The following is a 14,575-nucleotide window of genomic DNA, read 5'->3' on the forward strand; positions in this document are numbered from 1 at the left end:
CGCGTCGCATGCACGTTCCGCACGATTGTGCGTCAGGTGAGAAAAACGCGTACGGTCGCCGTCATCCGCTTCGCTCGAGCGGGGCGGCTTACCGCCATCGGCAGATCGCATCGCGACGCGATCTGCCATGCGAGCACCCTGCCTGCCGGCAACGCGAGCGCGAGCGCCACGAGCAGCAGCGCGAGCGCCCCGACGAGAATCGGCTGCTGCGATGCGACGAACGCGACGGCGCCGGCCGACATGCCGGGCGCCAGGATCAGGTACGTCGACGCGACCTACACCGCGTCAACCGACCATGCGCGAGGGGCGCGGATCGCGCTCGCGACGATGCGGCGTGCGCTGCCCGTCTCCGTCATCCGACGCCAGCACCCGCGGGATCTCGTCGACCAGCGCATCGACGGCGACGCGCACCTTCGACGGCACGTGCCGCGACTTCGGCCGCACCGCGAACACCTCCGCGCCCGACACGCTGTTGCTGTCCATCACCAGCGCGAGCCGGCCGTCGCGCAAGTACGGCGCCATCAGCCAGCACGGTAGCCATGCGAGGCCCGCGCCGGCGGCGGCGGCCTCGGCGATCGCCTGCAGGTCGTCGAACCGCAGGCGCCCAGCCACGCGGTGGTCGTGCGCCTGGCCGTCCGCGCCGATGATCCGCCACGGCACCGGCTGCCCGCCGCGCGAGTACGCGATGCCGACGTGCGACGCGAGTTCGTCGAGCCCCGACGGCCGGCCATGCTGTTCGAGATACGCGGGCGAAGCGCAGATGCCCATGCGCTGCACGCCCAGCCGCCGCCCGACGAGCGCACTCGTATCGGCCAGCTCGCCGATGCGCACCGCGATGTCGAAGCCGTCGTCGATCAGGTCGGCCACGCGGTCGCTGAACGACACGTCGATTTCGAGCCGCGGATGACGCTCGACGAGACGCCGCATGACCGGGGCCACGCATTGGCGCCCGAACAGCACGGGCACGCTGATGCGCAGCCGTCCGGACGGCTCGCGCCGGCCCGCGTCGAGCGCGGCCTCCGTTTCGCCGAGTTCGGCCAGCAACCGCCGGCATTGCTCGTAATAGACGTTCCCTTCGTCGGTCAGGTTGAGCTGGCGGGTCGTGCGCTGCAGCAGCCGCACGCCGAGACGGTGCTCGAGCCGCGCGACGACCTTCGCGACCGCCGAACGCGTGACGCCGACGCGCAACGCCGCCGCCGCGAAGCTGCCCGACTCCACGACCTCGACGAATTCCGCGACGCCTCTCAGCCGCTCGTCCATGTGATTCCGCTCCGGTTCGTTCGCAGGTTTGTGTCCCGCATGGAAACAGTGCGTGGCCAAACTCTAGCCAATGCGTCCCCATACGCAACACTATGATAGTCCCGTCCCCCTCGAACCAGGAGTCGAACATGCATGCATGGCAACTGAAACCGGGCGACGGCGTCGCCGGGCTTCGGCGCATCGACGCGGCCAGCCCGCCGGTCGGGCCGACCGATGTCGTCGTGAAGATCCACTCGGCCGGGCTGAACTATCGCGACCTGATGTTCGCGCGCGGCGATTATCTCGGCATCGGCGACGCGCCGCTGATTCCCGTGGCCGACGGCGCGGGCGAAGTCGTCGAAACCGGCCGCGACGTCACGCGCTTCAAGCCCGGCGATCGCGTGATCAACACGTATTTCCCGCGCTGGATCGACGGGCCGCCCACGCCGGCGAAAGTCTCCGGTTCGCCCGGCGCGCAATTCGACGGCGTGCTGGCCGAACACTTCGTGTCCGACGAAACCGCGCTGGTCGCGATTCCCGCGCATCTCGACTACGACGAGGCGGCGACGCTGTCGTGCGCGGGTGTGACCGCTTGGAATGCGCTGTTCGCCGACGGCGGCGCAGGCCCCGGCTCGACCGTCGTGCTGCTCGGCACCGGCGGCGTATCGATCGTCGCACTGCAGCTCGCGCATGCGGCGGGGCTGCGGACGATCGTCACATCGTCGAGCGACGCGAAGCTCGAACGCGCGCGTGCACTCGGTGCGGATGCAACGATCAACTATCGCGCGACGCCCGAATGGCAGCATGAAGTGCTGCGGCTCACCGACGGCGCGGGTGCGGATCTCGTCGTCGAGGTCGGCGGACGCGACACGCTGCCGCGCTCGGTCGCCGCGACGAAGCTGGGCGGCATCGTGTCGGTGATCGGCGGCCTCAGCAGTTTCGGCGGCCCCGAACTCGGGCTGCTGTCGCTGATCGGCGGCATCCGGCGGCTTCACGGGATCATGGTCGGCAGTCGCGCGATGCTCGATGACGTCGTCCGTCTCGTCGACGCGAAGCGGATCCGGCCCGTCGTCGATCGCGTGTTCGGCTTCGACGAAGCGCCGGAAGCTTATACGTACCTGCAGTCGGGCCAGCATTTCGGCAAGGTCGTGATTCGCGTCGCGGCGTGACGGGAGAAAGCGTCGCGTTGCGCGATCGCGCACGCACGTCGGCGGCGACGGGCGACGAGTCTTCCGCTGTCCGTTGCCGCCGCTTGACCGCACGCCGTCAGAACCGGTGACGAATCCCCGCATGCACCATCAGTTGCTTGGACGTCGACGACAGGTCCGCCGCGCCGGGGATGAGCGCCCGATCGAGCGACGAACCCGTCGCGTCGCCTGCAACCCGCTGATACGCGCCCATCAGGTACACGTCCGTTCGCTTCGACAGGTCGTAGTCGGCCATCAGCCCGATCGAATGGATCTTCGGCTTCGCGCTGCCCGTCGTCGCGTCGTAGCGCACCGTCGTGTACACGTACTGCGCGCCGACGAAGCACGCGGGCGTGAACTGGTATTTGCCGTTCAGCTCGAAGTTCTGGTACTTGATCGCCGTCACCGTGCCGCCGGCGAGCAGCCCCGTCATGGGCGCGATCGTCTCGTCGCCGAACAGGTAGCCGACGTTCGCGGTCGGACGCGTGACGTTGCTGTTCGTGTACGCGAAGCCGACCGTCGCGAGCCCGGCCGTGTAGTTGATCCCCGCCCCGAAGATTCGCAGCCGCGCCGACGCAAAGTTCGCATCGGCGCCGACCGAACCCGAACCCGCGACCGCGCCGCCGGACGTCGCGCCGGGGTCGTTCGCGTTCAGGAACGCAGCGCCGACCAGCAGCCCGCCGTGCTCGTACCGCGCGCCGACGCTCCACACCCGGTTGTTCGCGAAGCCCGTGTCGTTGCTGAAGCTGTAGGTGCCGCCGAACGAGAAACCCGAGAAATCCGGGCTCGCGTACTTGACCGTGTTGTCGACGCGGAACGTGTTGCCCGTGTTGTCGTTATCGAGCGGATGCGAGAACGGATAGACGCCCCAGCTCCCGTTCGCGGTCGTCGGCGCGAGATAGTCGACCACAGAATCGTATTGCCGGCCGAGCGTCAGCGTGCCGTAGCGCGTGCTGCCGAGCCCGACATAAGCCTGCCGCCCGAACATGCGCCCGCCCTGCGCGAGCGTGCCGGCGTTCACGTTGAAGCCGCTCTCGATCTGAAACAGCGCGCTATAGCCGCCGCCGAGATCCTCGGCGCCCTTCAGCCCCCAGCGGCTGCCCTGCGCGAAGCCGCTCGCCATCTGCCACGCACCGTGGCCGCCGACGTCGTTCGTATAGTCGATACCCGCGTCGACCAGACCGTAGAGCGTGATGCTACCCTGCGCGAACGCAGGTGCTGCGCACAGCGCCGGAATCGCGACGAAAAAAAATCTCCAGTTCATTCGTTATCCTTATTCGTTTTTCCGGGCCTGCACGTGAATGCCCGCGCGATTCGCAGGCCGTGCAGGCGGTCATTTCCGGTATCCGGCGCGCGGTCGATCGCGCGCGGGGTCTCCTCACGTGCGACGCGCCGACAGCACGCCGCGCGGCTCACTTCGCGCCGTAGATGTCGAAATCGAAATACTTCCGGTTGATCCGCCGATACGTGCCGTTTGCGAGAATCGTCGCGAGCGCGCGATTGAACGCGTCGCGCAAGTCGGTGTCCTGCTTGCGCAGACCGAGCCCGTCGCCCTGCCCGAAGTACTTCGTGTCGTCGATCGCTTCACCGGCGAATGCAAAGTCCTTGCCCTGCGGCTTCTTCAGGAAACCGTCGCTGGCCGCGATCGACGCCTGGAATGCCGCGTCGAGCCGCCCCGTCACGAGATCCGCGTAGACCTGGTCCTGGTTCGGGTAGGACACGATCTGCACGCCGGCCCGCTGCCAGTTCGCGATCGCATAGTCTGCCTGCGCGGAGCCCTGCTCGACACCGATCCGCTTGCCCTTCAGCGATTCGGCCGTCGGCAGCAACGGCGAACCCTTGCGCGCGATCAGCCGCGCAGGCGCGTTCGAGATCCGGTTCGTGAACGCGATCTGCTGCATCCGCTTCGGCGTGATCGTCATCGACGACGCGATCACGTCGAACTTGCGCGCGAGCAGCCCCGGGATCATCCCGTCGAAACTCGACTCGACCCACACGCAGCGCGCCTTCAGTTCCGCGCACAGCGCATTCGTGATGTCGATCCCGAACCCGGTCAGCGTGCCGTCCGGCAGCTTGTACTCGAGCGGCGGGTAGGTCGGATCGACCGCGAGCCGGATATCCTTGCCCGCCCAGTCGCCTGCATGTGCGGCCCCTGCCGCCAGCGCCATCGAGAGCGCCGCCATCCACTGCTTCATTGCAGTCTCCTTGTGTAGATCGTGAATCGAATTCGTCCGGCGCATCGGGCGCCGGTTCGCCGCGTGCGCCGCGTCACGCGAGATATCGCTCCGCCAGCGCGACCCAATAGCTCGCGCCCGTCGCGAGACATGCATCGTTGAAGTCGTAGCCGGGGTGGTGCAGCCCGCATCCGGTCGCGCCATCACCGTTGCCGTCGCCGTTGCCGATCGACAGGTAGCTGCCCGGGCACGCGTTCAGCATGAACGCGAAGTCCTCGCTCGCCGCGATCGGCCGCAGCTGCGGAATCAGCGCGCCGTCGCCACCCCATTCGCGCGCGACTTCGCGGGCGAATGCCGTTTCCGCCGTGTGATTGACGAGCACCGGATAGGTGTGCCGGTAGTCGATCTCGGCCGTCGCGCCATAACTCGCGGCCTGCCCGTGCACGACCTCGCGGATGCGCCGCTCGAGCAGCGTGCGCACGTCCGGCGACAGCGCGCGCACGCTCAGTTCGAGCTCCGCGTGCGGCGGAATCACGTTCGACGCGGCGCCCGCATGGATCGCGCCCGCCGTGACGATCGCCAGCTCCTGCGGATTCACGTTGCGCGACACGATCGTCTGCAGCGCCATCACGATCGATGCGCAGACCACCACCGGATCGACCGTCGTGTGCGGCGCGGCGCCGTGCCCGCCGCGGCCCGCCACGCGCACGCGCACCTCGTCGGCCGACGCCATCGCCGGGCCGTCGCAGAAGCCGAGCACGCCGGCCGGCAACCCCGGCACGTTGTGCATCGCGAACACCGCGTCGCACGGGAACCGCGTGAACAGCCCGTCGTCGAGCATGCGCTTCGCGCCGCCGAGCCCTTCCTCCGCCGGCTGGAAGATCAGGTTCAGCGTGCCCGTGAAACGCGCGCGCACCGCGATGCAGCACGCGGCGGCGAGCAGCATCGCCGTATGGCCATCGTGGCCGCACGCGTGCATCACGCCGTCGTGCCGGCTCGCATGCGGCAGCCCGGTCGTCTCGCGGATCGGCAACGCGTCCATGTCCGCGCGCAACCCGAGCCGCTTGCCGGCGCCGCGCGCCAGCGTGCCGACCACGCCGGTGCCGCCGAGGCCGCGCTCCACCCGATAACCCCATGTTGTCAGGTGCTCGGCGACGAGATCGCCGGTCGCGCGTTCCTCGAAGCCGAGCTCGGGATGCGCGTGCAGCCGGCGGCGCAGCGCGATCATCTCGGCTTCGATCGCTGCCATTTCGGGAAAAATTCGTGTCTGGCCCAACCCCGATACTCCTTCGCTACGTTCCGGTTGCCGATCGCCGGAGGGCGGATCGTGACGGGATCGTATGCAGCGAAAATCCGGGCGAACAGCCGCGGTTTCGTTATGATGACAACCTTTCGTTGTCGGGTATCGCACCATGAAACTGCATCAGTTGCAGGCGCTCGTCGCGAGCGCGGAGGCCGGCAGCATCCGGGGCGCGGCGCGCATGCTCGGGCTGTCGCAGGCGGCCGTCACGCGCGCGTTGCGCGAGCTGGAGGCAAGCGAGCGCCTGCCGCTGCTCGTGCGCGCGCCGGAGGGCATCGGTTTCACCGAATACGGGAAAACCTTGCTCACGCACGCGAAGCTCGTGCTGAAACAACTGGAGCACGCGCAGAGCGATCTCGAACGGATGCGCGGGCGCGTCGAGGGGCGGCTGAGCGTCGGCGTCACGCCATGGCTCACCATGACGTTCCTCGCGGAAACGGTGCTGCGTTTTCGAGAACGGATGCCCGACGTGCGTCTCGAACTCTACGAAGCGTTGATCGCCGTCGCGCAGCCGCTGCTGCGCGACGGCACCATGGATTTCGCGCTCGGGCACGTGCAGCCGGGCAGCGCACAGGAATTCGCGTTCGAGCCGATGCTGCGTTACGAGACCTCGGTGATGGTGCGCGCCGGCCACCCGCGCGAACGCGCGCGATCGATCCACGATCTGCTCGACAACGATTGGGTGCTGAATTTCGCGGCGGACGGCCAGGCGGCGCTCGTCGACTACCTGTTCACGCGCCACGGCGCGCAGATCGACGAGCGGCGCATCGTGCGCGCGCAATCGGTCGCGATGCTGCAGACGATGCTCGAGCAGGCTGACATGTGCACGTGGTGCCCGACGATTCTTGCCGCCGTGCCGCCGTTCGGCGAGCGGATGCGCGCGCTGTCGCTGAAGGAGACCTTCGAGCCGCGCGAGCTCGGCATCGTCACGCGCCGCAGCAGCACGCTGAGCGAGGCCGCGCGCTGCTTCATCGACTGCCTGCTGCAGGTCGTCCGGCGGCACGCGCGCTCCGCGCGCAAGGACGATCTCGCGCTGTTCAGGACGGTGTCGCTGCTGATCTGACGCACCCGCGTTGCGCGTTGCGTCCGGCGACGGTCTCCATGCGGCGGAGCCGGCGCTGCTCCCAAAGCGCATTCGCGCAAATGCTTTTCCGAATCCGTTATTGGATCGCGTCGTCGCGCATTTCTATACTCGTCAGCACTCTTTGTTAAAGAGTGCCAGCCAATTTCGACAGAACAGCACAGGACGAAAAAATGAGCCTACGCCCCTTGCACGATCGCGTGATCGTGAAGCGACTCGATCAGGAAACCACCACCGCATCGGGCATCGTGATTCCCGACAGCGCGGCCGAAAAGCCCGACCAGGGCGAAGTGATCGCCGTCGGCCCCGGCCGCAAGGACGCGGACGGCCAGCGCATCGTGCCAGACCTGCAGGTCGGCGAGCGCGTCCTGTTCGGTAAGTACGCGGGGCAAGCCGTCAAGGTGGACGGCAACGAGTTTCTCGTGCTGCGCGAGGAAGACATCGTCGCGGTCGTCAATCAATAACGGAGCACAATCATGGCAGCCAAGGAAATCATTTTCAGCGACGTCGCACGTGCGAAGCTGACCGAAGGCGTCAACATTCTCGCGAACGCGGTGAAGGTCACGCTCGGGCCGAAAGGTCGCAACGTCGTGCTCGAGCGCAGCTTCGGCGCACCCGTCGTCACGAAGGACGGCGTGTCGGTCGCGAAGGAAATCGAACTCGCGGACAAACTGCAGAACATCGGCGCGCAGCTCGTGAAGGAAGTCGCGTCGCGCACCAGCGACGCGGCCGGCGACGGCACGACGACGGCCACCGTGCTCGCGCAGGCGATCGTCCGCGAGGGCCAGAAATACGTCGCGGCCGGGCTCAATCCGCTCGACCTGAAGCGCGGCATCGACAAGGCCGTCGCATCGGCCGTCGACGAATTGAAGAAGATCAGCAAGCCGACCACCACCAGCAAGGAAATCGCGCAGGTGGCGACGATTTCCGCGAACGGCGAGGAGTCGATCGGCCAGCGCATTGCCGAAGCGATCGACCGCGTCGGCAAGGAAGGCGTGATCACCGTCGAGGACGGCAAGTCGCTCGCCGACGAGCTCGACGTCGTCGAGGGGCTGCAATTCGACCGCGGTTACCTGTCGCCGTATTTCATCAACAATCCGGACAAGCAGATCGCCGAGATCGAGAGCCCGTACATCCTCCTGCACGACAAGAAGATCTCGAACATCCGCGACCTGCTGCCGGTGCTCGAACAGGTCGCCAAGTCGGGTCGGCCGCTGCTGATCATCGCGGAAGACGTCGAAGGCGAAGCGCTCGCGACGCTCGTCGTGAACAACATCCGCGGCATCCTGAAGACGGTCGCGGTCAAGGCGCCGGGCTTCGGCGATCGCCGCAAGGCGCTGCTCGAGGACATCGCGATTCTCACCGGCGGCCAGGTGATCGCCGAGGAAACCGGCTTGACGCTCGAGAAGGCCACGCTCGCTGACCTGGGCCAGGCGAAACGCATCGAGGTCGGCAAGGAAAACACCACCGTGATCGACGGCGCGGGCGATGCGAAGAACATCGAAGCGCGCGTGAAGCAGATCCGCGTGCAGATCGACGAGGCGACGTCCGACTACGACCGCGAGAAGCTGCAGGAACGCGTCGCGAAGCTCGCGGGCGGCGTGGCGGTGATCAAGGTCGGCGGCGCGACCGAAATCGAGGTGAAGGAGAAGAAGGATCGCGTCGACGACGCGCTGCACGCGACGCGCGCGGCAGTGGAAGAAGGCATCGTGCCGGGCGGCGGCGTCGCACTGATCCGCGTGCGGCAGGCGATCCGCGAGTTGAAAGGCGCGAACGCCGATCAGGACGCGGGCATCAAGATCGTGCTGCGCGCGCTGGAAGAACCGCTGCGCCAGATCGTCACGAATGCGGGCGAGGAAGCGAGCGTCGTCGTCGCGAAAGTCGCCGAAGGCACGGGCAACTTCGGGTACAACGCGCAGACGGGCGAGTACGGCGACCTCGTCGAATCGGGCGTGCTCGATCCGACCAAGGTCACGCGCACCGCGCTGCAGAACGCGGCGTCGGTGGCCGGACTGCTGCTGACGACCGATGCGACCGTGTTCGAAGCGCCGAAGGATGCGGCGCCGGCTGCCGCACCGGGCGGCCCGGGCGCGGGCGGGCCGGGATTCGATTTCTGACGACGCGGCAGCGTGCGCGCCGGTTCGCCGGCGTGCGCGGCCTGGCTGGATCCTGCGATGCGCGGCGACAGCGGTCGTTGCGCATTGTTCGCTGACACGTGGCCGGCCTGACCGGCTCGCTGCCCTTCATGCAGGTACTGCACGGGCAGACCGTCGCCACCGTCGACGGATGTGTCGCAAGCGACGCCCGCGCGCGCCGCACCTTCGCGCAGGAGGTCGCGCTGCTCGGGCTCACCGGCAATCATCCTGTCGTTGTCCAAAGCATTCCGACCGTGTCCACCACGCAATCGTTTCACGTCGTGCACGCCGCCACGGCCTCTTCATGCAACGCACGGGCATCGTCACGCAGGTGATGGCGTCCGAAATCCGTCGCCACGTTTCTGACCGGTTGACATGAAAACGCTTGCGGCAGCCCGCGAAGGCCGCCGCAAGCGGGTCAACATCGATGTCGACACCAACGTCAGCGTCGCGCCGCCAGTCTCCTGACGACGCTCACCAGCGCATCGACTTCATCGCACGTGTTGTAGAACGCGAGCGACGGCCGCACCGTGGCCTCGAGCCCGAAGCGCCGCAGAATCGGTTGCGCGCAGTGATGCCCCGAGCGCACGGCGATTCCCTCGTCGTTCAGCGCCTGCCCGACTTCCTCGGTTTCGTAGCCCTTCAGCACGAACGACAGCACACTCGCCTTGTCGCGCGCGGTGCCGACGAGCCGCACGCCCGGCACCGGCGCCAGCACACTCGTTGCGTATGCAAGCAAATCGTGCTCGTAGCGCGCGATGTTCTCGATGCCGACGCGGTTCACGTAGTCGAGCGCCGCGCCGAGCCCCACCGCGTCCGCGATGTTGCCGGTGCCGGCTTCGAAGCGGTTCGGTGGCGGCTGGAACACCGTGCGCTCGAACGTCACGTCCGCGATCATGTTGCCGCCTCCCTGCCACGGCGGCATGTCGTCGAGGATCGCACGCTTGCCGTACACGACCCCGATCCCGGTCGGCCCGTAGATCTTGTGCCCGGAGAACACGAAGAAATCCGCGTCGAGCGCCTGCACGTCCACACGCATGTGCGAGATCGACTGCGCGCCGTCGACCAGCGCCTTCGCACCGGCGCGACGCGCGAGCTCGACGATCTCCTTCACCGGCACGACCGTGCCGAGCGCGTTCGATACCTGCGTGACTGACACGATCTTCGTGCGATCGTTGAGCAGCTTCCGATATTCGTCGAGCACTACCTGCCCCGAATCGTCGACCGGAATCACGCGCAGCGTCGCGCCCTTCTGCGCGGCAAGCTGCTGCCACGGCACGATGTTCGCGTGATGCTCGAGATGCGACACGACGATCTCGTCGCCTTCGCCGACGTTCTGCACGCCCCACGTCTTCGCGATCAAATTGATCGCCTCGGTCGTACCCCGCACGAACACGATCTCGTCGGGCGACGATGCGCCGATGAAGCGCTGCACCGTTTCCCGTGCATGCTCGTACGCATCCGTCGCTCGGCCAGCCAATGCGTGCGCCGCGCGGTGGATGTTCGAGTTCTCGTGTGCGTAGAAGTACGCGAGGCGGTCGATCACGGCCTGCGGCTTGTGCGTCGTCGCAGCGTTGTCGAACCAGACGAGTTGCTTGCCGTTCACGCGCTCCTGCAGGATCGGGAAATCGCGGCGGATCGCGTTCACGTCGAACGGCGGATGGGCACCGCGATGCAGCTGGCCTTGCGGCGCGGCTGCCTGCGCATCGTCGATGAAGTAGCGCGGCACGTCGGTGCCCGACGCATGCGACACCGGCACGTCGCGCTGCACGGCGAACAGCGCGCGCAGCGCGTCGTCGCCCGGCAACCCGAATGCTTCCGGCGACGCGAGCCCGTTCGACGGCACGACGATGTCCCGCGGCGTCGCCTGCCAGCCCTGCAGCGAACCGTCGGTGAAGTAGTACGGCGACGCCTTCCCCGCGCCTTCCGGTGCGGCGGCGCTCACTTGCGGTACGCCGAGCGCCGCCCCGCCAATCCGCGGTTCGAGCGCGGGCGCGATCGACACGACGTTGTCTGGCAACCCGTTCTGCGCGGCCGCATGCGGCGCGAGCGCCGGTGCGCGATTGCCGAGCGACAACACGTGCGTCGGCGCAGATGGCGCGAGATTCGTGCCGGGCGCCTTGCCCTGCGGCAGCGCGAGCCCCGGCACACCGGTGCCCGCCCCGCCCGGGCCTGCGAGCGGCGAGCCGCCCGGCACCGGGTTGCTGACGGACGCGAGGATCGGTGCCGCCGCCGGCAATGCCGACGGCACGCCGCCGACCGCGCCGCTGCCTGCCGACAGCCCTGGCGCGGTGGCCTGCCCGGGCGGCGTCGCGAAGAATTCGGACGCGAGCCGCGCGAGCGTCGCCGGATCGGGCAGCCCGGCCGGCAGCGACGCATGCGGCAACCCGTGCACGTCCACGCCGGCCAGGCCGGGATTAACGGTAGGTGTCGGGATAGTCATGGTACTTGGCGATTTCGACGTCATCGAGGACAGCCAGCGCATCCGGCGAATGGACCGCGAGCGAGCAATACAGCGAGATCAGGTACGACGCGATCGCCTGATTGTTGATCCCCATGAAGCGCACCGACAGGCCCGGCCCCTGTTCGCCCGCGACGCCCGGCTGATACAGGCCGACGACGCCCTGGCGCTTGTCGCCGACGCGCAGCAGCAGGATCTTGGTCTTGCCGTCCGCGACCGGCACCTTGTCCGACGGAATCAGCGGAATGCCGCGCCACGTGAGGAACTGCGAGCCGAACAGGCTGACCGTCGGCGGCGGCACGCCGCGCCGCGTGCATTCGCGGCCGAATGCGGCGATCGCGAGCGGGTGCGTGAGGAAGAAGGCCGGCTCCTTCCATACCTTCGTCAGCAGTTCGTCGAGATCGTCCGGCGTCGGCGCACCCGTCAGCGGGAAGATTCGCTGTTCGTCGGTCACGTTCGCGAGCAGCCCGTAGTCGGGATTGTTGATCAGCTGGCTTTCCTGCAGCTCCTTGATCGTCTCGATCGTCAGGCGCAGCTGCTCCTTGATCTGGTCGTGAGGACTACTGTAAAGATCGGAAATCCGCGTATGCACGTCGAGCACCGTGCTCACCGCGTTCAGGAAGTATTCGCGCGGCTGTTCCTCGTACGGCACGAAGGTCTGCGGCAACACGCTTTCGTCCTCGAGCTGCGTGCACGCGGCGCGCACGGCTTCCGGGTTCTTCACCTGGTTCAGGCGGTAGATGCCGGCCTCGACCGGCACCCATTGCAGCAGATGGGTCAGCCAGCGCGGCGTGATCGTGGAAAGCTGGGGGACGGTCTTGGTAGCGTTCGCTAGTTGGCGGGCGGCGTGATCGCTCAGCGCGGCCGTGCCGCTTGCAACGGTCGACATGTGTGGCTCCGGGTTCTTAAGATGAAAAACAGGATTGCTTATGACGCTCGGTGATTATCGGAAGCACACCCCTGCCGGCTCAACATGCTATAGCCGTCAGGTCGTGCAACCGAAGGGGGAAACGATGCGCGGCGACCTCAGGTGACGTATGCGGCCGGCAGCAGCGTCGAGATCGACACGTCGAACGCGCGGGCGATCTTGTCGGCCGTGACGATCGACGCGATCGCCTCGCCGCGCTCGATCTCGCCGACGTACGAGCGGTTCAGCCCCGCATGCTCGGCCAGTTGCTCCTGCGACCACGTGCGCGCTTCGCGCAGCTTGCGCACGTTGGCGCCGAAGTGATGGATGAGGTCGCTCATCGCCCCTCCTAAGCGACGCGCGCCGCCGTGCGCGGCGCGGCGTTCGCTTCGCTGCGCAGCACGGCCTGCGTGACGTTTTCGCCGGCCGGCACGTCTTGCGTGAGCCACACGTTGCCGCCGATCACCGCGCCCCGCCCGATCGTCACGCGGCCAAGGATCGTTGCGCCCGCATAGATCACGACGTCGTCCTCGACGATCGGATGGCGCGCGAGCCCTTTCTCCAGATGGCCGGCCGCATCGCGCGGGAAGCGCTTCGCGCCGAGCGTGACGGCCTGATACACGCGCACGCGCTCGCCGATGATCGCCGTCTCGCCGATCACGACGCCCGTGCCGTGGTCGATGAAGAAGCCCGCGCCGATGCGCGCGCCCGGATGAATGTCGATGCCCGTCTCCGCATGCGCCTGCTCGGCGATGATCCGCGCGAGCAGCGGCAGGCCGAGCCCGTACAGCTCGTGCGCGAGCCGGTGGTGAATCATCGCGAGGATGCCCGGATAGCACAGCAGCACCTCGTCGACGCTGCCGGCCGCGGGATCGCCGTGGAAGGCCGCCAGCACGTCGCTGTCGAGCAGCCGGCGAATCTCCGGCAAGCGCGCGGCGAACGCCTGCACGGCCGTCGACGCGACTTCATCGATGCGGTCGGGCGGTGGCCCGTCGGCATTGCGCTGACGCGCTGCGTAGCGCAATTCGAGCGTCACCTGCGCGAGCAGCGCATTCAGCGCCGAATCGAGCGCATGGGCCACGTGGAAGTTCTCGCTTTCCTGCCGCAGATCGGGCGGCCCGAGCCGCATCGGGAACAGCACGCCCTTCAGCGCGCCGACGATCTGCGCGAGCGCTTCTCGCGCCGGCAAATCGCGCCCACCCGGTTCGAGCGAGCGCCGCTGCTTTTCGCGCCATGCGCGGCGCACCGTCTGCAGCGATTGAACGATGTCGTCGATGTCGAATGCGGCCATCCTGCCTTCTCCCCGTCACGGCCGTGAATCAATCCTGCGCCCACGGCAGGCCGCGAAAGCGCCAGCCGTTGCGGCCGCCGCGATGCTGCCGTTCGTCGAGATCGCCCTCGAAGCCTTCGAGCACATTGAAAACCTGCGTGAAACCACCCTTCGCCGCGGCCTCGGCCGCCTGCGCCGAACGGTTGCCGCTACGGCACAACAACAGCACGACCGCGTCCTTGCCGGTCTTCGCTTCCAGTTCGCGCACGAAGCGCGGGTTGCGCGTCAGGCTCGTGCCGGTCGCCCACGGCACGTGCAGCGACTCCGGCACGTGGCCGACGAATTTCCGTTCCTCGGCCGTGCGTACGTCCACCAGCAATGCGTCGCCCGCCGAGAACAGCGCCCACGCGGCTTCCGGCGCGATGCCGCCCGCATAGGGCGTGCCGGCCGCCGCGGCTGCCGCGCGCGCGTCTTCGAGCGCCTGCTGCGCAGCGGTTCGTTCTTGCAGTTCAACCGTCATGACACTTCCTTGTTCTCGCAAATTCGTATGAACAAAACACCGGGAATGCGGCTGTTGCAGCTTGCATGCTGTCTATAGCCGTCAGCACCACTATGCGAGTGCGGTCGGGGAAGCAGAACCAATAAAAATTCATTTCCTAATCAGCGCCGTGGGGAATGCAATGACGGACGCGCGCTATCGATGCGCGGTCGCGGGCGGGCTGGAAATGAAAGGCGATGACCGTTCGATGTCGTGCATCGAAGCGTTTTAAAAGGCCGGATGGACCATTCCGTCATCTCGTGTTCGAGGCAATGGAATGGAC

At 67.5% G+C, this 14,575-nt stretch carries 15 protein-coding genes; 5 read left to right on the plus strand and 10 right to left on the minus strand.

Features of this window, described 5'->3' with window-relative positions; all coding sequences use genetic code 11:
* Positions 1–32: 32 nt before the first annotated feature.
* Both WT24_RS35510 and WT24_RS28350 read right to left on the minus strand, forming a co-directional pair.
* Complete coding sequence (locus WT24_RS35510) at positions 33–242, minus strand: hypothetical protein (protein WP_060036512.1); 210 nt, start codon at positions 240–242, stop codon at positions 33–35.
* Between the two features lie 43 nt (positions 243–285).
* Positions 286–1,260 carry a LysR substrate-binding domain-containing protein gene (locus WT24_RS28350; protein WP_060036514.1) on the minus strand — a complete coding sequence of 325 codons (975 nt, stop codon included), beginning with the start codon at positions 1,258–1,260 and terminating at the stop codon, positions 286–288.
* Positions 1,261–1,388: 128 nt separating this feature from the next.
* Here WT24_RS28350 and WT24_RS28355 point away from each other — a divergent pair, with 128 nt between their 5' ends.
* Positions 1,389–2,408 (plus strand): NAD(P)-dependent alcohol dehydrogenase, encoded by a 1,020-nt coding sequence (locus WT24_RS28355; protein WP_060036516.1) that lies wholly within the window; start codon positions 1,389–1,391, stop codon positions 2,406–2,408.
* 97 nt (positions 2,409–2,505) lie between these two features.
* Here WT24_RS28355 and WT24_RS28360 read toward each other — a convergent pair whose 3' ends face one another.
* The 3 genes from WT24_RS28360 to WT24_RS28370 all read right to left on the minus strand — a co-directional run bounded on the left by WT24_RS28360 (position 2,506) and on the right by WT24_RS28370 (position 5,849).
* Entirely contained in the window at positions 2,506–3,690 is a 1,185-nt protein-coding gene (locus tag WT24_RS28360) for a porin (protein ID WP_060036518.1), read from the minus strand.
* 148 nt (positions 3,691–3,838) lie between these two features.
* Entirely contained in the window at positions 3,839–4,621 is a 783-nt protein-coding gene (locus WT24_RS28365) for an ABC transporter substrate-binding protein (RefSeq protein ID WP_059794808.1), read from the minus strand.
* Between the two features lie 73 nt (positions 4,622–4,694).
* Entirely contained in the window at positions 4,695–5,849 is a 1,155-nt protein-coding gene (locus WT24_RS28370; protein WP_373557248.1) for a M20 aminoacylase family protein, read from the minus strand.
* A gap of 163 nt (positions 5,850–6,012) precedes the next feature.
* On the opposite strand from WT24_RS28370, the gene WT24_RS28375 reads away from it, so the two are divergent.
* The 4 genes from WT24_RS28375 (at position 6,013) to WT24_RS28390 (ending at position 9,451) form a co-directional block, all read left to right on the plus strand.
* Positions 6,013–6,963, plus strand: a complete 951-nt coding sequence (locus WT24_RS28375; RefSeq protein ID WP_060036520.1) for a LysR substrate-binding domain-containing protein — start codon at positions 6,013–6,015, stop codon at positions 6,961–6,963.
* A 191-nt stretch (positions 6,964–7,154) separates the two neighbouring features.
* The gene (locus WT24_RS28380; protein WP_011356207.1) at positions 7,155–7,445 is read left to right on the plus strand and encodes a co-chaperone GroES; all 291 of its coding nucleotides are present in this window, start codon (positions 7,155–7,157) and stop codon (positions 7,443–7,445) included.
* Between the two features lie 12 nt (positions 7,446–7,457).
* Positions 7,458–9,098 (plus strand): chaperonin GroEL, encoded by a 1,641-nt coding sequence (gene groL / locus WT24_RS28385; protein ID WP_060036522.1) that lies wholly within the window; start codon positions 7,458–7,460, stop codon positions 9,096–9,098.
* A gap of 98 nt (positions 9,099–9,196) precedes the next feature.
* Complete coding sequence (locus WT24_RS28390) at positions 9,197–9,451, plus strand: hypothetical protein (RefSeq protein WP_060036524.1); 255 nt, start codon at positions 9,197–9,199, stop codon at positions 9,449–9,451.
* Positions 9,452–9,558: 107 nt separating this feature from the next.
* On the opposite strand, the gene WT24_RS28395 is transcribed toward WT24_RS28390, so the two are convergent.
* The 5 genes from WT24_RS28395 to WT24_RS28415 form a co-directional block, all read right to left on the minus strand.
* Positions 9,559–11,559 (minus strand): family 2A encapsulin nanocompartment cargo protein cysteine desulfurase, encoded by a 2,001-nt coding sequence (locus tag WT24_RS28395; RefSeq protein ID WP_060036526.1) that lies wholly within the window; start codon positions 11,557–11,559, stop codon positions 9,559–9,561.
* On the minus strand, positions 11,534–12,466 hold the full coding sequence (locus WT24_RS28400; RefSeq protein ID WP_034205507.1) for a family 2A encapsulin nanocompartment shell protein: 933 nt from the start codon (positions 12,464–12,466) through the stop codon (positions 11,534–11,536). The genes WT24_RS28395 and WT24_RS28400 overlap by 26 nt, the downstream gene beginning before the upstream one ends.
* Before the next feature lie 137 nt (positions 12,467–12,603).
* Positions 12,604–12,825, minus strand: coding sequence for a helix-turn-helix domain-containing protein (locus tag WT24_RS28405; RefSeq protein ID WP_034205508.1), 222 nt, complete (start codon positions 12,823–12,825; stop codon positions 12,604–12,606).
* Between the two features lie 8 nt (positions 12,826–12,833).
* A complete protein-coding gene (gene epsC / locus WT24_RS28410; protein ID WP_059830396.1) occupies positions 12,834–13,775 on the minus strand; it encodes a serine O-acetyltransferase EpsC in 942 nt (313 codons plus the stop codon).
* Positions 13,776–13,803: 28 nt separating this feature from the next.
* Positions 13,804–14,274 (minus strand): rhodanese-like domain-containing protein, encoded by a 471-nt coding sequence (locus WT24_RS28415; RefSeq protein ID WP_060036528.1) that lies wholly within the window; start codon positions 14,272–14,274, stop codon positions 13,804–13,806.
* Positions 14,275–14,575: the final 301 nt, after the last annotated feature.

Origin of the sequence: Burkholderia sp. MSMB1078WGS (assembly GCF_001528895.1) — a bacterium.
Taxonomy (GTDB): Bacteria; Pseudomonadota; Gammaproteobacteria; order Burkholderiales; family Burkholderiaceae; genus Burkholderia.